The following is an 18,414-nucleotide window of genomic DNA, read 5'->3' as shown; positions in this document are numbered from 1 at the left end:
CCGTTCCGGGCGTGGAGCGGTTCGACGTCGTCGTGGTGGGGGCCGGTCCGGCCGGGTCGTCGGCGGCCTGGGCCGCGGCCTCGCGGGGGGCGTCCGTGCTGCTGCTCGACCGGGTCGAGCACCCGCGCTACAAGACGTGCGGCGGCGGGCTGATCGGCCCGAGCCTCGCCGAGCTCGACCGCCGTCCCGGCACGCCGCCGGTGCGCACGACGGTGCGGCGGGCGTCCTTCACGCTGCGCGGCGGTCGCGAGGCCGTGCGCGACGCGGGGGAGCGGGTGATCCGCTGCGTGGTGCGGCCCGAGCTGGACGCGTGGCTGCTCGACGCCGCCGTCGCCGCGGGCGCCGAGGTGCGCACGCCGGTGGCGGTGCGGTCCGTCGAGCCGGGTGGCTCGGGCTCGGGCTCGGGCTCGGACGCCGATGCGGTGGTGCGGACGGCGTCCGGCGACGTCGCCGCGCGGGTCGTGATCGCCGCCGACGGGACGTCGGGGCGGGCGTCGAAGGCGGTGGGCGTGCGGCTGGCGCAGGTCGACCTCGGTCTGGAGCTGGAGGTCGACGCGGCCGGATCCGGATTCGACCAGGAGTCGATCCAGATCGACTGGGGGCCGATCCCGGGCTCGTACGGGTGGGTGTTCCCCAAGGGCGACACGCTGACCGTCGGCGTCATCGCGCGCCGCGGACGCCCCGAGGAGACCCGCGCCTACCTGCGCGCGTACCTGGAGCAGCGCGGCCTCGCCGGGCAGCGGGTGGTGCACGAGTCGGGCCACCTCACGCGCTGCCGGACGTCCGACTCGCCGCTCGCCGCCGGCCGGGTGCTCGCGGTGGGCGACGCCGCCGGGCTGCTCGAGCCGTGGACCCGCGAAGGCATCTCCTTCGCGCTGCGCTCGGGACGGCTGGCCGGCGAGGTCGCCGCCGCCGGCCTCGCCTCCTCGGACGGCGAGCTGCGCGCCGCCCACGCCGACGCCCTGGGTGCGGACCTGCTGCCCGAGATGGCCGCCGGGTTCCGCTGCCTGCGCGCCTTCGAGCGACGCCCCGGTGCCTTCCACGCCCTCATCGCCCACACGCGTCCGGGGTGGGAGGGGTTCCGCCGGCTCGCCTCCGGCGAGACCACGCTCGACCGGGCGCTCGCGCATCGGTCGGTGCGGGTGGGGCTGGGGGTGCTGGGCGCGTCGGTTTCCCCGGGCGCCCGGGGAAACCGGTCGCCGGCAGGCGAAGCTTCGCCCGCCGGCGACTAGTTCTGCCTGCCCTGAGGGCTCGGCGCGGCGACAGCGAGAGCTTCGGCGGCTGGCCGCCGAGGCTCCAGCGGTCGGCCGCCGAACCTGTCGGTGGGCGTCCGAACCTTCGAACGCCCACCGGAAGATCGCGTCGTGGACGGGCCGCGGCTCAGCGGTAGTTGGTGAACTGCACCGCGAAGTCGAGGTCCTGGCCCTTGACCAGCGAGATGACGGCCTGCAGGTCGTCGCGGCTCTTGGAGGAGACCCGCAGCTCGTCGCCCTGGATCTGCGCCTTGACGCCCTTGGGGCCCTCGTCGCGGATCAGCTTGGCGACCTTCTTCGCGTTCTCCGAGGAGATGCCCTCCTTGAGCGCGATGTCGATCTTCGACACCTGGCCCGAGGGGCGCGGGTCGGAGACCTCGAGCACCTTGAGGCTGACGTCGCGCTTGATCAGCTTGCCCTTGAACACGTCGAGCACGGCGGTGGCGCGGTCGTCGGCGGAGGCGGTGATCTCGATGGCGGCCTCGCCCTTCCACTCGATCGTGGCGCCGGTGCCCTTGAAGTCGAAGCGGGTGGCGATCTCGCGGGCGGTCTGCCCGAGGGCGTTGTCGACCTCCTGGCGGTCGTACTTGCTCACGATGTCGAACGACGAGTCGGCCACGATGGAGGCTCCTAGCGCAGATTCGGGACGGGCGGACGGGCTGCGCTATTGTTTCGCCTCGTCGCGCCGGGGCCAAACGAGCCCGGGCCAGACGCCCGGCAGGTTGCCCGAGCGGCCAATGGGAGCGGACTGTAAATCCGTCGCGAAAGCTTCGCAGGTTCGAATCCTGCACCTGCCACGATTCACTGTTCAGAGTACCTCCGAGGGCCCCGCTTCGTGCGGGGCTCTTGGCGTATGGCCGGAGATCTTCCGGCCTGCCGGGCGGATCGCCATAGATTTTCCGGTCTCCCTGTTTCATTGTCGGTGTCGGCTGCCCCGATTGTCGAGATCGGCGCACAGGTCCAGACCCGAGACCTGAGCGGCCCCGCCCCCACCTGTGCACGACACGACGGCACGAGGCCTACGCGTCGGCAGACGTCCGTCAGCGGACCCCGCCAGGCGTCACGGATGCCCTTCGAGCGCGATCGCACAGGTCGACCTGTGCAGCGATTGTCGGGCCAGCCGCGCCTCGGACGGTCCGGCCACATGAACGATCACGCACTCGCCGCCTCTGCCGGTGGCCGACTCTCTCTCGGCGACGCCGCCGCGCGTACCGGTTTGGATCGCAGCACGCTTCTGCGGCGCTGCCAGGAGGGCAACTACCCAGGCGCCATCCAGGCCACGACTGGGCGTCGCTCCTGGAGCGTGCCGGTCGGCGACCTGATCGCAGCAGGAGACCTTGACCCTTCGGTGGCCGCCTGCTTGACGCCCGGGCAGGCACAAGCACCGACAGCGATCGACGACGACGCCTCCTCGGTGGCGCAACTGCGAGACCAGTTGGCCGCTCTCCAGGCGCTCGCCGACGAGCGAGACCGCCACATCGAGAGCCTCAAGATGGTGATCCAGCTGCTCGGATCGGACCACAGCCGATGAGCCGGCCACTGACGGGCAGCGTGCGCAAGACCGCGGCAGGCTCCTGGGAAGCCTCGCTGCCGGTCAGGCAGGGCAGCACGAAGAGGACCACGAAGACCTTCCGAACCGAGAAGCAGGCCCGGCAGTGGCTCGAAGTGGCCATCAAGGAGCGCGCAGCTACAGGCACCACGGAGGCCGTCGCGGCTTCGCGTAAGCCCACGCCGGCCGAGAAGGAGCGCGTCTCCACGCCTCCTGCTGATCGGGCCGCGTGCCGGTGCGATGACCCGAACGCCTCACTCCGACTCGTCGCGCCGATCTGGGTCCACCGGGAGTACGTCGAGGACGGCCGTGGCGGACCCGAGCGACAAGAGGGCGTGGAGCGCCAACTGGCGACCTTCGCTGCCTGGATGGTCGCCGAGGACAAGTGCCTGCGGTGCCTCAACGTCGAGGACGTCCGCCGTATGTACAGGGAGCTGATGAAGGAGCTGGTCCCCAAGCCGGATCGCTCCCCGAGGCGGCGTCCGGCGGACCACAAGCCGATGGGGGTCTGGAACCGCAAGACGCTCGTCGACGCCTGCACCTCCCTTCGAAAGGCCATGAAGTTCGCCGGCTACAGCGGCGGCTACCCAATCGATCCTCTGCTGCTCGAGGTGGAGCCTCCTCGTCGTCGGGGGTCCGGTGAGTCGCGCCGGAGCCGTTCGACCACCTTGTCCGAGACCGGTCGTCTTGCCCGTCACATGCACGTCGTTCACCAGTTGGTCCTCTTTCTACTGCGCATCTGCGGTCTTCGCATCAGTGAGGCCTACGGGCTCCTTGTCGAGGATGTCAGAGACCTCGGAGTCGGGTCGGGCGGTCTGCTGGTGGTCCAGTCGCAAGGCGGACACAACATGAAGCTGCGCACAGATGACGGCACCACGGAGACCGTTCAGCACCGCGACAACGCGAAGAATGACTCCCGGCGAGTGCTCGTCGTGCCTGAGGCGATGATGGTGATGATCCGCGTCATCATCGACGCCTTCCACCTGGACGACGACGTCCTCGACCCCAAGGAGCGTCTGGTGCCGCCGCTCAAGGCGCTCGGAGGAGGACAGGGGGGATTCCGCGACGCGCTGGAGAAGGCGGCCACACGCGAAGGGCTCACCGTGGTCCTTGACGATGAGTTCTTCAGTCGGTCCGACGCGGCGTCGGGTGAGCCTGTAAAGGTCACCCCGCACAAGATGCGCAAGTCGTTCTCGACCGACCTCCTCGCCGAGGGCATGGTCATCGAGAAGGTCGAGACAGCCCTCGGCCACGCGCCAGGAAATCGAGTGATTCACCGCTCTTACATGCTCGACGATCCCGAGTTCCGTGCGGCTGCCGAAGCCGCCGACGTCATGGCATCCCAGATCGAGCGCTATCTCCCCAACGGTCTGCTGGTTCCGACGTCCATCTCGTGCACGACGGGCAATCAATTCGTCCTCCAGGAGCGGCGCGAGCACATCGAAGAGGTCCTGCTCAACGCCGGTTGGCTCGTCCGCCCCACGGACGATGGTCTCGATGTCAACGACGCAGCCTCCCTCACCGGCTTGACTCCGCATTACCTCCGTCAGCTGCGCCGAGAGGGGAAGCTCGAGACCGTGCCGGGCACCGCCAACGGACGAGCCCCGATGCGGATACCGATGGAGGAAGTCATCCGACTCCAGAACCGCGGATCCGACCTGACCGCCCTGGCCGAGGAGATCGGCGAGTCCAAGGACCGGATCCGGCACTACCTCACTCGTCAGCTCGGCATGACCCTCGAGACCAAAGATGGTGCCTTCCTTGCCATCAGTCCGGAGCAGGCAGATCTCGCGCGCTCCTACTTCCGAGAGCAGACCGCCTTGCGCGAGCGAGCGCTCAGCGTTCCCGTCGCGGCAAACCTCCTCGGCACCACCTCGCGAACAGTCAGAGCACTCATTGCGCGTGGGGACCTGAAGGGCGACATCTTGTTCCACGGCGGGATCGGATCGGTGACGCGCTCGAGCATCGAGCGTTACGTCGAAGCCCGTCCGCTCCGTCGTCGCCGCTCCCCGCGGCAGTAGGGCGCGTGACTCGAGCGCGGCCCGCGGTACGTTACTCCGCCAACCCTTGCTGCGAATCCGCTCGTGCGGCCCGCATCGACAATGTGTTGCTTTGCGACCTCAAGCGGTGAAGAGGGCGGATTCGGAAGTGATATGCCGTGCCTGGATGACGTAGATCTGCTCGAGCACGTCAGCGGGTAGGTAGCTGAAGCTCTGCGGGACTGGTGGTGAGGGTCGCAACTCGGATAGCGGAACGGGGACTCTCAAGCTAACCACCGTCCCCACAACGAGACCGACGGCCGTCGGACTTGTGTCGTAGTAGCTCATAAAGTCACCGCGCGCGATGGCCCCGACAGAGCCGAAGCGTCGCCACAGCCCGCGCGGGCTCATGCGCACGGTGTCGTCGACCTTGAACACGCCCACAACGGATCGGGTGGGGGCGGTCTCGTAGACAAGGACTGTGTCTACGTCGTCGGCGAGTCCACGCTTGCGGAACTCAACGGTCTTCGCGCCGGTGAGGATCGCCTGGGCGTACTGCGGCCGGATCGCCATCAGGGCTACTCGGCCAGCCGTTCCCTCACCCATGCGGCACTTGCTCCCGTTAGCTTGGTAATCGACTGCGGCCAACTTCGAAGCACTTGAGCAGCAAGAAGCTGCTCGAAGGTCCACGGTGGCTCCTGGAACCGATCTTGCCTGAACCGAACCGACAGCACGCCGCGGACACTCCGGGCCATGTGTGAGATTTCCGCGGCGGAGTACACCGTGCGCCTGCCTACGAACTGGACCACCTCGTCCGCGTCGGCTGAGCGCAGCGTCTCCTCTACGATGCCGACGGCGGAGATGCTCTTGCGGTCACCGGAGCGGTAGAAGAGGAGCACGTCGCCGCTGCAGATTTGCTTGGATGGGCTGTTGCAGAGGTAGGCCTTGCGTAACGCGTTGCCCCAGGGCTGGGTCTCCGGCGCTCCAGCATCGAAGAGCTCCAGCTGCTCCGAACGACGCTCCGGCGCCTGTTCGGGAAACAACTGGTCGTGCCAGCGCGGCTCGATCGGCACCACAAAGATCTGCTGTCTGCAGCGCAGTGCGGGTGGCCCGTATCGGATGTGGAAGTCGAGATCGGTGAGCTGGTCGTCGGTCTGATCGCCGATGGGCTGCAACGACTTGGCGAGGACCTGCTCACCCCGCGCGTTTCTGTGACCGGTGTCGAAGAATCCGAAGTTCTGGAGGAACCCGATCACCTCAGGGTGCGTGGGGAGCACTTCGACGTACAGCGTCGCTGTAGGCGACTCGGCCGCGTCCGTGAGGATGGCCTTGAGCAGAAGTTCGCCGAACTTCACGTCCGCGTGGTTGGCCGACACTTTGAATGTACAGATCTTCACAACGGGCTGCGCCAGTCCGTCGTACTCGCATTCGGGCTCTGGCTTGATCAGGGCTAAAGCAGCATGCCGGCCCCCCTCCTCGATGAGATAGCAAGACCGGGACTCGCTCTGGGCGCGAACCTTCTCGAACCATGCGTCGAAGCCGTCGTAGTCTTCTCGAAGACTGTCGAAAATCGGGTCGTCGGTGCGCAACGTGTAGGTAGCGGGCTTGCTGACACGTGGCGGCGGCGGCACCTCGGCTGGCGCAAACTGCACAAGGAGCCCGACAGCGTCCTCGAGCGTCATCACCCGCTCAGCGAGGCCTGCGCGTTCGGCGCGCTTGCGAAGTTTGTAGTCGTCACTGACTAGATACGTCGCCGCACCGGCGTACAACGCGGCGATGATTCGCAGGTCGCGATGGTCGTTGCTGCCGGCGTCGCTGCTGCCGGCGACCTCGACTAGCGCGGCCGGCAGAGGTACCTCCTGAAGAACATGGAACTTCTCGAGCTCAGCCAGACGCTGCTCGCGCTTGGTCACGTCCTTCACTTGGAGCACGTCGTCCCGGGTCGCAGGCGCGACGCACAGCAGGTGTCCTTGCTCGTTGGCCAGACGGAGCAGCTTGACTGCGCTCCGCATGCCTGATTCGAGGACGCCTCCGTAGGGCTCCACCGCGATCACGACGTTGGAGTCCAGGAGCAGACGCAGGCGGGATGCCTGGCTGGCGGAACCAGTCATACACCTCATGGTGCGCGAAGACCGGCCACGTTGGTGGGACTTCTGCTGTCCCTGCTAAACCTAATCGGCGCGACTACGACCTATCGTCTGGGTCAGTCGCAGACACTCCTCCTGAACTCCGCAGACATCCTCTTGCGCCGGAATGCGGGTCGCGGACGGTCCCGGATATGAGTACCCACTTCGAGGGCGACAAGCCCCTGCCTCAGACCGTCACCTATGCCGAGCTCATCGAGATGCTCCGATCCTGCTCCTATCTCGAGTTGGAGGATTTCGATCCGCTGCGGATCTCTGCTCCGCATCCGATCCGGATACGAGACGAGGGCAGGCTGAATTCCGCAGACGCTGATTGTCACGGAAGTGGCTCATGACCTGCGGTTTCGGTAATGGGCCGCATGCAGATCGGGCAGGTACAACCCGCGGACCGTCTCCATCGGGTCCGGCAGTAATGCCCAGCTCATTGCCAGATGCGTTCGGCCGCGCACGGTGTGGTCGGGACGGAGAGTCCGTCCTGTTCTGACTGGAGGTTCACATGAACCACTTCACCGCGGCGCAGGTCTACCTGCCGCTGGCCCACGCCTTCGAGGCAGCCGCCTACCCGAAGCTCGACCCGATGAGGGTTGATGAAGGTCCTGTCGAGACCGTGCTGTGCTCACGATTCTCAGTGAACGATTCGACGGGAGCCGGGGGTCAACGCTCTGCCGTTCTCGACTCGTGGCGGAGCCCCGACGCGCAGGCCATCACTGCCATTCCGGCCGAGGCGTGGGATCCCCGGAACCTCGAGCTGGCACGTCAACACGGGATCGTCTGGGTCGCGCTCGCCGACATCCATCCATCGCTGACCAAGCAGGAGCGGGTGGTCGCGATCGTCCGACGCGGCGCGACCGTCCTGATCAGCATGACTCTCTCGGCTACGCAGCAGCACATCGCCCGCGACGACGGGTCCGGCGCCAACGCCGCGACGTGGTGCGTGCTCTCCGCACTGAATCACTTCAAGACGATGCAGACCCTCGTCTTCGCTGAGGACATGACGCGGGCAGCGCGTGGCGAGATCGGATGGGTGACGCTGAAGGAGGCGTGCCTTCAGCGTCACGTGAAGCTCGCGCTCGGGGAGAAGGTCTACGACCTCTCGAACCCGGGAGAGTTGCTGTCTCTGAGCGTGCTGTCGCTGTTCGCGGTCAACGATGACTTCTCCCGGCGAGCGCATCTGACCGGCAAGCGGGTGGAGAAGGCATCCGAGGGCGGCGCGATCGTGCCGGACTCGGGGATGCCCAAGGGCTGGCGTCACGCCCGCGACGAGTTCGGGCGCGTGATCAAGGACCCGGTGCGCGGCATTCGGCCGGAGGCCGACCCGAAGTACATCGAGGTGTTCCCTGCGTTGTTCCGTCCGTTTCTGGAGGGCATGAGCTGGCAGGATCTGGCGGGCGTGCTTGCTGACCTGGAGACGCGGGGGCTGATCCGCCGTAAGGATCACAGTGACCCCGGTAAGACCTATCAGGAGCTCAGGACCCCCGGCCAGCGGCATTCGGCGATCGGCCCCTTCTTCGCGCGGGCGAAGAGTCGCCCGCCCAAACCACCGTCTGCTGAGAGCATCCAGCGATATGAGAGCGGCGCGGATCCAGCCGAGGTCTTCGACTGGGACGTGCGCCATTACCTCTCTCGGATCGAGCTGCTGCGCACGGGGCGGTACCTGCGAGCAATCAACAACGACATCAAGGGGATCCTGGCGAAGGGCGTCGACGGCCACGTTCCTGTCCCTCGCTACGACGGTGATCATCTCGGCGCGTTTCGGATCGACTCCGAGCCGTGGCCGTGGCCGGTCGTGGATGGCAAGGAGGTGCCGCGGTTCGGGATGAACGACACCTTCCTGCGCCGGGTGGGGGCTGAGATGCTACGGCGGCTCACCGAGGAGTCCCCTGCCGGTGGGCGCCCTGCAGACGACGGTCTTCGTCGGGCGATCCACTCATTCTCCGATTGGAATGTGGAGGATTCCGCTACAGCACAAAGCGGTCCGAGCCGCTGGGTCATGGGCGCCAAGGCGCGCCGGAATCAGTCCGGTCGGCAGACGGTGCGGCTCATGCGGAAGCCCGCGGACTCGCCGAGCGGGTGGGTCAGGAGCGATGGGATCGCCACCTTCGCCCTTGATGAGCTGTGCGACTCGGCCGCTCGTGAGCTCGATCGTCGGGTCCGTCAGGTCATCGACCCCGAGCACATCGCCACCGTCACCGTCGTCAACGCCCGCGGCCGCCGGTTGCTCGACCGGGAAGCACAGCGAGCGAGCATCAATCGGGAGATCGCCGCCTTGGAGTCAGAGCTGCTCGGTTGCACCCGCCTGATGGCCAAAGCCGCCGGCCGTGACGACGAAGGCGAAATCCAACGACTCAGGGAGGTCATCGCAGACGCGACGAACGAGCGCGATGCGCTCCGCGTCCGGCTGGACGCCATCGACGCCGCTGCGCCGGATCCACAATCAGAACGAGGGGAGATCGGGCAGTTCAACCAGTTGGCCTACGTGGTCGCTGCTTTGGAACGCGCCGCTGCCAACTACGGGCGCATCCCCACGGCGATGGCCCAGCAGGTCGATCGCGCGTTGGACGATTGGCGCTTCGAGTTGCGTTACGACGGAATCGCATGGCGGTGCACCGCCCGTCTGCTCACCGTCGCCGGTCGACGCGCGAGCTTCGAGCTCGGCGGTCGTGTGCGGAACCTGTCGACCTCCTGGGAAGACAACCGGGCGCACGTGCTCGGCAGCGTGTTCGGCGACGGTCAGCCCGTCGACCAGGTCGCTGCCTTCATCGGAACCCAGCGGCATGCGCTATTCGCTCGCTACCTCATGCCGGCGCTGATCGAACACGGCATCACAGCCATGGGAGCCAAGTGCGCCCTCGTCGATCATCCCCTACCGCTTGTCCGCAAGGCAGTCTGGAGACTAGTCAACGGGCAGTCGACCGACGACGTCCTCGCGTCGCCTCAATATCTCGAACTGCTCCGCAGCACCTACCTGAACCCAGACCTTCGCTGGGGACAGTCAGCCGTGCCGGACGACGTGCGGATGGTCCGACGACTCATCCGGCTCTGCGAGGTTGAGGCCGACCACGAGGCAGGCGTCCTCGTCGCCGACCTCATGGAGGCCACAGGACTCGCGTCGCGGGACATCCGCAACTTCGTCGTACCGCGCACCCGCAAGGCCGGCTTCCGTCGCCCGCGCTACCTGGAGTACGCCGACGCAGCCAAGTCACGCATGCGACCGGTCCGCTGCCCTCATGAGGACTGCGATGGCTACGCGACCCATGCCGTCCTCCTACCCGAAGTAGCGGCCAGCGGATACGCAGTCATCTGCGCCGACTGTCGCCGCGCGCCCAACCTCGACGGCGACTGGCCCAGCATCACCTTCCCTCGCGCGTATCTGGGCAGGTTCAGCGCCAATCCGGAAGGAGGCCGGATCTCCGAGCGACAACAGTCCATCGAGGAGGAATAGCAGACACAACGGGCTCACCTGCGTCCCATAGGCCCACCGTGCGCGGATCGTCGGAGCAAGCGTCGATCAAACTCCGACGGTCCGCCTCGAGCCTTGAGGCCAGAGGAGGCCACTGCTCGCGCACATCTCCGCGCCCTCGAGCCCCCGCCTAGACCGGCGTGCGCTGCCCGCTACCCGAGCGCCTTGATCACAGCGATCGAGAGCCCAGCGAGCACGCACAACAGCGCGACGAGCACGATGCTCAGGGACAGGATCTGAGCGCCCGGCGCTGACTCACTTGGCTTCACCTGCCGCTGCTCCGTCCACGCCTGACCGTCCCACCACCGCAGACGCGTCCGTTCCTCTGGATCCAGATAGGACCCCGGACCCGCCGGCACGCGCCCACCCTGATCGCTCACGAGCGGCAGGGTAGGGCGACCTTCTGCTGCCCGGGAGCCTCGTCTAGCCCACCCAGTGCATGCCTTCGTACCCAGCGCGGCACCCCGGTCAACACCGGTAGTGTTCACGCGCATGGCCGAGATCGACTACGCGTTCCTCGCAGACTACGCTAAGGTCAACCCGACTGGCAGCCTTACGGCCGTCGGCGCGAGCTGGCACTTTCTCCAAGTACCCGCGCTTCCGACCAAGCACCGGCTCTCGATCGCGGGCCGCGTCCGCGGCAAGGTCGGCGATGAGGCAGTGGCGATCGAGTTCAGGATTCAAGGGCCTAACGACGGCTTCACCATCAGCCTCGGCGGCGAACTCATGGCGCCGCCCAACGCCGGGTACGGCGACGGAAAGGTCGGCCTCCTCTTCGCAGTCGACATCGATGTGCCTCTACCCACCACTGGGCTTTACCAGGTCACCGTGGTGCTGCCAGACGCCGATGTGAGGCGACGACTCGCATTCGAGGTCGTCCTTCCTCCGGTCGCGTTGCCATGAACCTGGTCATCCGCGGGCACCCGCGGGAGCGGATGCGAGAGCGGAAGGTCACGGAAGCAGACATCGAGAACGCCTTGTCGAACTTCCACACGTCGATGGAAGATCACCCCCAAGACAGCATCGTCTACATCGGTCCCGGCTGTGACGGCCGAGACCTGAAGGTCGTCCTACTACGCCCGGGACTCCAGGTGCCGAACAGTAGGCTGATCGTCAAGACCGTTGCCTGGAGGTGACCCCCGCACCATGAGCCCGATCAACATCTCGATCGACTCCGTCGTCAACGCCGCATACATCAGGCTGCGCGACGGCGAGGTCTGCGAGTCGGTCAGCCTGGACGACCTCACCGTCGTAGATGTGGATGAGTTCGGAGTGGCACTCGGGATCGAGCTACTCGATCAGGCCGCCGAGATCCCGTTCAACGAGCTGCTTTCCCGATTCCACGTGCACACCGACGTCGTCGATCTACTGAGGGCGCTCGGGCCCTCTCCGATCCGGACGGCCCGCTTTACTCAGGCCGTCGATGGGAGCAGCACGGCGACCCCGAGCCCCTACATGCCGGTCTAGTACGCGCCGGAGCCGTCAGATCGACACGTCGGCGACCACCGCGCCGAACCGCTCATCGGGCCGCCACTCCACGACCACCGGCCGCCCGGCCGCGATCGCGACCGCCCGCTCGACGCACCACGCCTGCCCCTCGGCCTGGGTCTCGACGGCGCGGGACTGCAGGTCGATCGGGGTGGGGCCGGCGACGTTGCAGATCCACCAGCCGCCGGAGTCGTCGTCGGGCTCGACGATCAGCGTGATTCGCGGCATGAGCCGAGACGCTACCCCCGCCGCACCTGGCGGGGTGTGGCTAGCCATGGTGTCTAGACCACCAAGCGTCTGCTCGGGAACGGGCGTAGCGTCTAGAGCACTGCCTGGCGAACGTCACGCACGACTCCGCGTCGTCCGTCTCAGGCTAGGTGGCGCCTTGCGGGCAGGAAGGTCCCAGCGAACGACCTCGAGAACATCGAGCGGCGGAAGTTCCTGGTGTCCGTGCGCTAGAGCGTGACGAATTTTCGGCCAGTTGTTGAGAACGTCGCTGACGTCGCAGCCTGAACCTCATAGGTGATGACCGCCTGAGCGGGTTCTGTCGGCTGCCCCAGGGTGATGCACGACTTCGCAGCGTCCTGGACTGCCGCCTGCCAGGCAGCCACCGCGAGAACCACGACCGCCCTGTTGGTAGACGGTTCCTTGTGCCGCACGCCCCGGCTACAACCCCCATGAACCCGGTGAATCTCTAGGACATTGTCACAGCACTCAATAGCAGAGCGAAAGTTATCCAGCGCCTGCTGCAGGTCCATCAAGCGTCGCTGTTGATGAGCTCGGTCCTGCTCATCTTGTGGTCGACCTTCTCGCCGATGAACGCGAACGCCCACGAGCCTGGCGTGTAGACCGCGCGGGGCTCCGGGTTGTTGTTGTGAAAGACCACGTTGAGGTGGCCCTCCTCGACGAAGAAGTGTCCTGCGTCGGGGTAGAAGTCGCCTTCCACGGGCTCGCCCTGGCTGACGCTGGTGACAACGGTGACCGCCATGTCTCGCTCCAATCGCTGTAGTTGGACCAGCGTAAATCGAACCACTGACGGTCCGACATATCCAGCTAGAGACTGCCCTCGGTCTTGTTGACACTCTGACCTGCCCTACAGCCTGGTTTCCAGATTCGCTGTTGAGTTCTCAGGCGGGGACGGTGTTTGCGGGTGAGGTTAGTTCGTACTCGATGGGGGTCTGGTAGCCGAGGGCTGAGTGACGGCGTTGGCGGTTGTGGAAGACCTCGATGTACTCGAAGATCGCGTTCGCAAGTTCGACGCGGGTTTTCCATCTGCGCCGGTTGAGCAGCTCGATCTGCATCGAGGACCAGAAGCTCTCCATCATCGCGTTGTCCAGACCGTCGCCGACGGTGCCGAACGAGGGCAGCAGGCCCGCGGTGCGGATGCGTTCGCCGAAGGCCCACGAGGTGAACTGCACTCCATGGTCGGCGTGCACGATGCCGCCAGGTGCTGGCCGACGGTTACGAATGGCCATGTCGAGAGCGTTGACGACCAGAGTGGAGTCCTGGCGGGAGTCGATGGACCACCCCACGATGCGGCGGCTGTAGGCGTCGAGAACGGCCGCGCAGTAGACCTTGCCCTCCCTGGTGGGGTGCTCGGTGATGTCGGTGACCCACAGCTCGTTGGGGCGCAGCCGATGGAACTTCCGATTCACTAGATCACCAGACGTCGCCACGCCCTTGAGACGCTTCACCCGTGCGGGCCCGGGAAGCCCGTAGATACCGGCCTGCGTCATCAACACCGACACCAGGCGCGAGCTGACCTGGACGTTCATCGCCATCGTCAGCTCGGCGTGGATACGCCGGTAGCCGTAGGTGCCGCGAGACGCGACGTGGATCTCGCGGATCACGCCCGTGAGCCACCGGCGGCGCATCTGCGCCGCGGACAAGGGCCGCCGCTTGTACCGGTAGTAGCCCTGTCGTGAGACCCCCAGGACGCGGCATGCGACGTCGATCGGCATCCCGGCGTCGGCCAAGCGGTCGATCACCGGGTGGACCCTTTTGGGTGCGGCTTGTCCTGATCCAAGAAGGTTGCTGCCTGACGGATGATCGCGAGTTCGGTCTCGAGTTCGCGGATCCGCTTGCGGGCCGCGCGCAGCTCGGATGACTCGCTCGTCGAGACACCGGGTCGCTCGCCGCGATCGATCTGGTCCTGACGGATCCAGTTGTGCAAGCAGCCGGCGCTGATGCCCAGCTCGTAGGCGGTCTGTTTGACCTGCTTGCCCGAACGGACCAGCGCGACAGCACGGGCACGGAACTCGGGCGGGTATGGGAGAGGCACTGTTGGAGCCTTTCAGTCAGGCCCTCGACTCATCACCAGAACTGGAACCCAAGCTGTAGGGCAGGTCAAGGTGTCAACCCAACTGGGGGCAGTCCCCACCGCGCTGGCGCGACTGAGTGGATTATCCAGCATCTAGGTTCTTCGAGACAACGGTGGCTCGCGCGCGAAGGACTCGTCCGGATCCGCGCCCGCCCATTGGCACCGGATGGGTGCGCCGTTGCAAGCGATTCGGCTTGGACGTCGGACAGCATCGGGAAGTTCATCGAGCGAACGCTGGTGCTGTTGAAGTTCGTAGACTTAGGGTCAAGTATGAGAAAGTTACGAATCCTTTCGGCGGTCCTCGTGGCCCCGGCTCTGCTGGCATCGACGACGATCGCGCGAACTGACGCTCTGCCCGGTGTGTCCACGAAGGCGACCTACGTCCAGAACCCGACGATTTCGGTCGGTGACCCCTCGCAAACGATCTTCTCCTTCACCCTCCCCGCCGACACGCAAGACAGGCTCATCCGCGCAACCATTCGCTTCCAGGCGAACGGAAGCGGCCGTGTCCTGGCCGGGTTCTCGCTCAACTGCTCGAATGATGATCAGGACTCCTACGGGACCTCGCAGAACGCCTTCAGTTCGTCGACCGGACAGGTTGACATGTCGTTCATCAGTGAGACTTCTTCGGCATCCAGTCGCGTCTGCGCTGTCAAGGCCAGTGCCTTCAAGATCGATGGAGAGGGCTCGTCCTCGTGGACGGTGCAGTCCGGGAGCTTCATGAGCTACTCGTATGCGGCCGACTCTTTCTCGAAGACTCGCTTCTGGACGTCTGCTGATGGAGAGTCGGCGAAGCTTGCGCCGGGCGCATCGGTGGTGCCGTTCCGCGCGACCGTCTACGGGACGCCCAAGGGCACGACCGTCGACCTCCCGGTGGATCTGAAGGTCAGTTCATGCATCGGCTCCAGTGGCGTGACAGACGAGAGCGCGGTTCCGGCGGGAAGTGACCTCTGCGGTGGCAGTGTCCGTGCTGGTGCATCAGCAACCGTTCGGGTCCAGGTCTACTTCCGCCAGTTGAACGCGGCTGGGACGGACTACTGCGACGGTGGTCCGCAGCCGGCGTTCTCGACCGCGCCGCAGTTCACCGTCTCGGCCCTGACCCATCACAAGACGTTCGAAGATGTCGGTCAGGAGGTCCTCAGCGGGGCCTCCGCGTGCGGCACGACCGTGCGTATCTGGGCTGAGGTCACGAACACGAGCTCGAGCGTCGCTGACATCGTGGTGCACTCGCCGAGCACCTCCCTCACGCTGGCGAACGCAAGTTGATCGTAAGGCGGGGGCCTACCTCTCACGGACGAGGTCAGCCCCCGCCTTCACGCTCGGATCCGACGCGACCCCTCAACGATCCTTTGGTAAAACTCCGACTGCCAGTCCGGCAGTCATAGGACTATTCGTGTGCGAGCCGTCAGCAGGCCGAGCCGCGGTCGTCGGACTCGTTGGCGACGTAGCCGGTCTTGAGGGTGCCCACCGAGCCGCCGGTGATCGGCTGGTCGGTGGAGCCGGAGGCGCCCGAGCCCGCGCCGGCCGAGCCCGCGCCGGCCGAGCCCGCGCCGGCCGCGCGGACCGTCTTCGGCTTGGCCTTCGCCTTACCCTCGGCCGCGGCGATCGTCGAGGCGACCTTACGGTGGGTGAGGGCGAAGTCGGGGTCACCGGTGTTGATCAGCGGCGGCACCAGCGAGAGCGTCGAGACCGTCGCGCCGCGCGCCTTGAGCGCCAGCGAGGCGAAGGTGCCGAACTGCGAGGCCGGGATGCTGGTGGAGATGAGCGCACTGGAGGCGTCGGCGATCTTCTCGAAGTTTGCGATCGCCTTCTGCGGGCTGATCTGGTGGAGCATCGCGTTCATGACGCACTTCTGCCGCGCCATGCGCGAGTAGTCGTCGGAGTCGGCACGCGAGCGGGCGTACCAGAGGGCCTGGCCGCTCTCGAAGGTGCAAGGTCGTGCTATCTGGGGGCGACGCTGGAAAATCGGTGGCCGTGTAAGCAGCGGGTCGAGCCGAAACGACTGAAGCGCGACCCGGAACTGCTGATCCGGCGCCTAGAGACCCGCTCGTGGAGCCGGCGTTTGAAGCCGCCCCGTTCATCGCTTGGCACGCGGGGGAGGCCGGGCTACTCGCAGTCGCCATGGGAGCGGAGGGCTAGGAGGTCGGCATGTGCGGCGGAGAGCGCTACGACGTTCGCGGCCAGCAGAGCTCTCGGAAGGCGCCGCCCACTTCCGGCCCGCGTTACGTCGGTGGGTACGTCAGTTCTATCGGCCGCTCCATGGAGCGCCGCGCCGTAGAGAGGCTCGCGGCCGTTCCAGGCATCCACCAGGACGACCTGAACTGTCTCGAGCCGACTGCCGCCCCAGCGGCTTCACCACCACCCTCGGTGAGGGGCGTCGCCAGCACGCCGTCCGGTCGCGGCTGCGGAAGCTGGAGCAGATAGACGGCATCGGCGCACGCAAGTGGATGCTGCGACTCCTCTCGGACCAGGCCCTGGATGCCATGGCCTCGGCACGCCCGCATCCGCGTCGCGGCGAACAGCACCGGCGTCTCGATAGGGGCGAACCCTGAAGCGTTGGAGGCGATGCACTTGGTCACGCAGAGCCTGACGGCCACCGCCCGGGTCGGCGGCGTCGGCGGCGACGTCGCCTGAACCGAGCCAAGGAGGCGCCAAGTGCAAACGCCCCCGCAACAGCAGGCAAATGACCGTGGGTGACGCCGGGTCATCGACCGACACCTGAATCGCCCCGGGTCTGGTGGAGGCTCTCAATCCATGGAGGATGAGAGTCATGGCAGCACCCAGGAAGTGCCCCGACGAGTTGCGTGAGCGGGCGACCCGGATGCCGGTTGAGCTCCGGCAGGACCCCGCGACGAAGCGCGGCGCGATCAACCGTGTGGCCGAGCAGCTCGGCATGCACCCCGAGACTCTGCGCCATTGGGTCCGGCAGGCCGAGATCGACGGTGGTGTCCGGCCGGGCACCACGACCAGCGACGCGCAGCGGCTGGCCGAGTTGGAGCGGGAGAACCGCGAGCTACGTCGGGCCAACCACATCTTGAGGACGGCGTCGGCTTTCTTCGCGGCGGAGCTCGACCGCCCACCAGCAGGTAGTCGCCTACATCGATGCCCATCGCCACGACATCTGGGACGTGACCGATGGGCGCGAGGTCGGGGTCGAGCCGATCTGCGCTGCGCTCAGAGAAGCCGGCGTGCAGATCGCCCCGACCAGTTACTACGCCGCCAAGGCCAGACCGCCGTCGGCGCGGGCGATCCGTGACGCCGAGCTGATCACCGACATCAGGGTCGCCCATAAGGCGAACCTGGGTGTCTACGGCGTGAGGAAGATTCACGCCGAGCTCAACCGCGAGGGCGTGAAGGTCGCCCGGTGCACCGTGGAGCGGTTGATGCGAGCCGAGGGGCTGCGCTTGATCCCGCGGGAGAAGACACGCAAGACCACGATCGGGGACACCACGATCGGGGACGGTGCTGAAACCGAGCGGCCCGAGGACCTGGTGAAGCGGAAGTTCGTCGCGACCGCGCCGAACCAGCTGTGGGTGGCCGACCTGACCTACGTCCGCACTCATGCCGGGTGGACCTATGTCGCGTTCGTCCTGGACGTCTTCTCCCGGATGATCGTGGGCTGGCAGGTGTCCACCTCGCTGCGCACTGATCTGGCACTCGATGCCCTCGACATGGGCCTGTGGAACCGCCAGCGGGCCGGGTACGACGTCACCGGCCTGGTCCATCACAGCGACCGTGGAGTCCAGGTCGGATTCAACTGGTCGTCGCAAAACCACGATTACGGAGGTGTTCACGGATGGCGACGGCGGACTGGAGCAAGAAGTCCAGCGATGCGCCCGAGGGGCTTCGTCGGCAGTGGCGTGCTGACCGGGCGCTACGGCCGGCGATGCGTTCGCCCGGGCGGCCGGATCCCTCGCGGGTGGTGCAGCGTCAGTTCTGGCGGCTGATCGCGACGGGCATCTCCTCGGCAGAAGCGGCGCTGGCGGTCGGCGTGTCAGTGCCGGTCGGGACCCGCTGGTTTCGCCACGCTGGCGGCATGGCGCCGATCGCATTGGTTGAGCCCGCCGGGCGTTACCTGAGTTTCGAGGAACGCGAGGAGATCGCCATCCTGCGCGCCCAAGGCAAGGGCGTTCGCGAGATGGCCCGCGAGATCGCCCGCGAGATCGCCCGGGACCCGGGGACCATCTCGCGGGAGTTGCGCCGCAACGCCGCGACTCGCGG

General features: G+C 66.6%; 18 protein-coding genes, 1 tRNA gene and 3 pseudogenes. 13 read left to right on the top strand and 9 right to left on the bottom strand.

Translation table 11 applies throughout. From position 1 onward, the window contains the following. Positions 1-11 precede the first annotated feature (11 nt). A complete protein-coding gene (locus tag K8Z61_RS14215; protein ID WP_308116786.1) occupies positions 12-1,232 on the top strand; it encodes a geranylgeranyl reductase family protein in 1,221 nt (406 codons plus the stop codon). A gap of 148 nt (positions 1,233-1,380) precedes the next feature. Here the strand turns inward: K8Z61_RS14215 and K8Z61_RS14210 are convergent, their stop codons facing one another. Next, on the bottom strand, positions 1,381-1,872 hold the full coding sequence (locus K8Z61_RS14210) for a YajQ family cyclic di-GMP-binding protein (protein WP_224130541.1): 492 nt from the start codon (positions 1,870-1,872) through the stop codon (positions 1,381-1,383). 97 nt (positions 1,873-1,969) lie between these two features. On the opposite strand from K8Z61_RS14210, the gene K8Z61_RS14205 reads away from it, so the two are divergent. The 3 genes from K8Z61_RS14205 to K8Z61_RS14195 all read left to right on the top strand — a co-directional run bounded on the left by K8Z61_RS14205 (position 1,970) and on the right by K8Z61_RS14195 (position 4,823). Further along, positions 1,970-2,050, top strand: a tRNA-Tyr gene (locus K8Z61_RS14205). A 269-nt stretch (positions 2,051-2,319) separates the two neighbouring features. Further along, on the top strand, positions 2,320-2,784 hold the full coding sequence (locus K8Z61_RS14200) for a hypothetical protein (protein WP_224130540.1): 465 nt from the start codon (positions 2,320-2,322) through the stop codon (positions 2,782-2,784). 20 nt (positions 2,785-2,804) lie between these two features. Beyond that, positions 2,805-4,823, top strand: coding sequence for a tyrosine-type recombinase/integrase (locus tag K8Z61_RS14195; protein WP_224130539.1), 2,019 nt, complete (start codon positions 2,805-2,807; stop codon positions 4,821-4,823). Positions 4,824-4,922: 99 nt separating this feature from the next. Here K8Z61_RS14195 and K8Z61_RS14190 read toward each other — a convergent pair whose 3' ends face one another. Both K8Z61_RS14190 and K8Z61_RS14185 read right to left on the bottom strand, forming a co-directional pair. Then, positions 4,923-5,387 (bottom strand): hypothetical protein, encoded by a 465-nt coding sequence (locus K8Z61_RS14190; protein WP_224130538.1) that lies wholly within the window; start codon positions 5,385-5,387, stop codon positions 4,923-4,925. Then, positions 5,360-6,892, bottom strand: a complete 1,533-nt coding sequence (locus tag K8Z61_RS14185) for a GNAT family N-acetyltransferase (protein WP_224130537.1) — start codon at positions 6,890-6,892, stop codon at positions 5,360-5,362. Before K8Z61_RS14185 ends, K8Z61_RS14190 begins: the two co-directional genes overlap by 28 nt. A gap of 529 nt (positions 6,893-7,421) precedes the next feature. Between K8Z61_RS14185 and K8Z61_RS14180 the strand changes: the two genes are divergently transcribed. Next, positions 7,422-10,367: a hypothetical protein gene (locus K8Z61_RS14180; protein ID WP_224130536.1), complete on the top strand. Its 2,946-nt coding sequence runs from the start codon at positions 7,422-7,424 to the stop codon at positions 10,365-10,367. Positions 10,368-10,537: 170 nt separating this feature from the next. Here the strand turns inward: K8Z61_RS14180 and K8Z61_RS14175 are convergent, their stop codons facing one another. Beyond that, on the bottom strand, positions 10,538-10,765 hold the full coding sequence (locus K8Z61_RS14175; RefSeq protein WP_224130535.1) for a DUF2510 domain-containing protein: 228 nt from the start codon (positions 10,763-10,765) through the stop codon (positions 10,538-10,540). 112 nt (positions 10,766-10,877) lie between these two features. On the opposite strand from K8Z61_RS14175, the gene K8Z61_RS14170 reads away from it, so the two are divergent. Genes K8Z61_RS14170 through K8Z61_RS14160 form a run of 3 tightly spaced genes read left to right on the top strand, consistent with a single transcriptional unit; the run spans position 10,878 to position 11,852 of the window. After that, a complete protein-coding gene (locus tag K8Z61_RS14170) occupies positions 10,878-11,288 on the top strand; it encodes a hypothetical protein (RefSeq protein ID WP_224130534.1) in 411 nt (136 codons plus the stop codon). Then, positions 11,285-11,521 (top strand): DUF4258 domain-containing protein, encoded by a 237-nt coding sequence (locus K8Z61_RS14165; protein ID WP_224130533.1) that lies wholly within the window; start codon positions 11,285-11,287, stop codon positions 11,519-11,521. Before K8Z61_RS14170 ends, K8Z61_RS14165 begins: the two co-directional genes overlap by 4 nt. 10 nt (positions 11,522-11,531) lie before the next feature. Then, entirely contained in the window at positions 11,532-11,852 is a 321-nt protein-coding gene (locus K8Z61_RS14160; RefSeq protein WP_224130532.1) for a DUF2283 domain-containing protein, read from the top strand. Positions 11,853-11,867: 15 nt separating this feature from the next. Here K8Z61_RS14160 and K8Z61_RS14155 read toward each other — a convergent pair whose 3' ends face one another. The 3 genes and pseudogenes from K8Z61_RS14155 to K8Z61_RS14145 all read right to left on the bottom strand — a co-directional run bounded on the left by K8Z61_RS14155 (position 11,868) and on the right by K8Z61_RS14145 (position 14,154). Next, complete coding sequence (locus tag K8Z61_RS14155; RefSeq protein ID WP_224130531.1) at positions 11,868-12,101, bottom strand: hypothetical protein; 234 nt, start codon at positions 12,099-12,101, stop codon at positions 11,868-11,870. 529 nt (positions 12,102-12,630) lie between these two features. Beyond that, positions 12,631-12,861: a hypothetical protein gene (locus tag K8Z61_RS14150; protein WP_224130530.1), complete on the bottom strand. Its 231-nt coding sequence runs from the start codon at positions 12,859-12,861 to the stop codon at positions 12,631-12,633. A 139-nt stretch (positions 12,862-13,000) separates the two neighbouring features. Next, a pseudogene (locus K8Z61_RS14145) lies at positions 13,001-14,154 on the bottom strand (IS3 family transposase). Between the two features lie 342 nt (positions 14,155-14,496). Here K8Z61_RS14145 and K8Z61_RS14140 point away from each other — a divergent pair. Continuing rightward, positions 14,497-15,459 (top strand): hypothetical protein, encoded by a 963-nt coding sequence (locus K8Z61_RS14140; RefSeq protein WP_224130529.1) that lies wholly within the window; start codon positions 14,497-14,499, stop codon positions 15,457-15,459. Between the two features lie 139 nt (positions 15,460-15,598). On the opposite strand, the gene K8Z61_RS14135 is transcribed toward K8Z61_RS14140, so the two are convergent. Then, the gene (locus tag K8Z61_RS14135) at positions 15,599-16,036 is read right to left on the bottom strand and encodes a hypothetical protein (RefSeq protein WP_374227962.1); all 438 of its coding nucleotides are present in this window, start codon (positions 16,034-16,036) and stop codon (positions 15,599-15,601) included. A 24-nt stretch (positions 16,037-16,060) separates the two neighbouring features. Then, positions 16,061-16,138 (bottom strand): annotated as a pseudogene (locus tag K8Z61_RS19495) (hypothetical protein); the annotation flags it as partial. A 533-nt stretch (positions 16,139-16,671) separates the two neighbouring features. Here K8Z61_RS19495 and K8Z61_RS14130 point away from each other — a divergent pair. From K8Z61_RS14130 to K8Z61_RS14115, 4 genes and pseudogenes are all read left to right on the top strand, one after another. After that, positions 16,672-16,827 carry a hypothetical protein gene (locus tag K8Z61_RS14130; RefSeq protein ID WP_224130528.1) on the top strand — a complete coding sequence of 52 codons (156 nt, stop codon included), beginning with the start codon at positions 16,672-16,674 and terminating at the stop codon, positions 16,825-16,827. A 127-nt stretch (positions 16,828-16,954) separates the two neighbouring features. Next, positions 16,955-17,209 (top strand): annotated as a pseudogene (locus tag K8Z61_RS19490) (transposase); the annotation flags it as partial. An 82-nt stretch (positions 17,210-17,291) separates the two neighbouring features. After that, the gene (locus tag K8Z61_RS14120) at positions 17,292-18,140 is read left to right on the top strand and encodes an IS3 family transposase (protein WP_308116787.1); all 849 of its coding nucleotides are present in this window, start codon (positions 17,292-17,294) and stop codon (positions 18,138-18,140) included. Continuing rightward, the coding region (locus tag K8Z61_RS14115; protein ID WP_308116785.1) for a helix-turn-helix domain-containing protein at positions 18,080-18,414 on the top strand (335 nt) is incomplete at its 3' end. The genes K8Z61_RS14120 and K8Z61_RS14115, both read left to right, overlap by 61 nt.

Origin of the sequence: Nocardioides sp. TRM66260-LWL (assembly GCF_020075545.1) — a bacterium.
Classification (GTDB): domain Bacteria; phylum Actinomycetota; class Actinomycetes; order Propionibacteriales; family Nocardioidaceae; genus Nocardioides.
Note: the sequence above shows the minus strand (reverse complement) of the source record. Positions and strands in the feature narration are given on the sequence as shown.

What these genes read in the sequence shown, in the direction of transcription:
- K8Z61_RS14165 (WP_224130533.1), top strand. Translation starts at nt 11,285, where the DNA reads ATGAACCTGGTCATCCGCGGGCACCCGCGGGAGCGGATGCGAGAGCGG.
- K8Z61_RS14180 (WP_224130536.1), top strand. Translation starts at nt 7,422, where the DNA reads ATGAACCACTTCACCGCGGCGCAGGTCTACCTGCCGCTGGCCCACGCC.
- K8Z61_RS14130 (WP_224130528.1), top strand. Translation starts at nt 16,672, where the DNA reads ATGCCATGGCCTCGGCACGCCCGCATCCGCGTCGCGGCGAACAGCACC.
- K8Z61_RS14170 (WP_224130534.1), top strand. Translation starts at nt 10,878, where the DNA reads ATGGCCGAGATCGACTACGCGTTCCTCGCAGACTACGCTAAGGTCAAC.
- K8Z61_RS14150 (WP_224130530.1), bottom strand. Translation starts at nt 12,861, where the DNA reads ATGGCGGTCACCGTTGTCACCAGCGTCAGCCAGGGCGAGCCCGTGGAA.
- K8Z61_RS14200 (WP_224130540.1), top strand. Translation starts at nt 2,320, where the DNA reads ATGCCCTTCGAGCGCGATCGCACAGGTCGACCTGTGCAGCGATTGTCG.
- K8Z61_RS14160 (WP_224130532.1), top strand. Translation starts at nt 11,532, where the DNA reads ATGAGCCCGATCAACATCTCGATCGACTCCGTCGTCAACGCCGCATAC.
- K8Z61_RS14135 (WP_374227962.1), bottom strand. Translation starts at nt 16,036, where the DNA reads ATGAACGCGATGCTCCACCAGATCAGCCCGCAGAAGGCGATCGCAAAC.
- K8Z61_RS14185 (WP_224130537.1), bottom strand. Translation starts at nt 6,892, where the DNA reads ATGACTGGTTCCGCCAGCCAGGCATCCCGCCTGCGTCTGCTCCTGGAC.
- K8Z61_RS14190 (WP_224130538.1), bottom strand. Translation starts at nt 5,387, where the DNA reads ATGGGTGAGGGAACGGCTGGCCGAGTAGCCCTGATGGCGATCCGGCCG.
- K8Z61_RS14155 (WP_224130531.1), bottom strand. Translation starts at nt 12,101, where the DNA reads ATGCCGCGAATCACGCTGATCGTCGAGCCCGACGACGACTCCGGCGGC.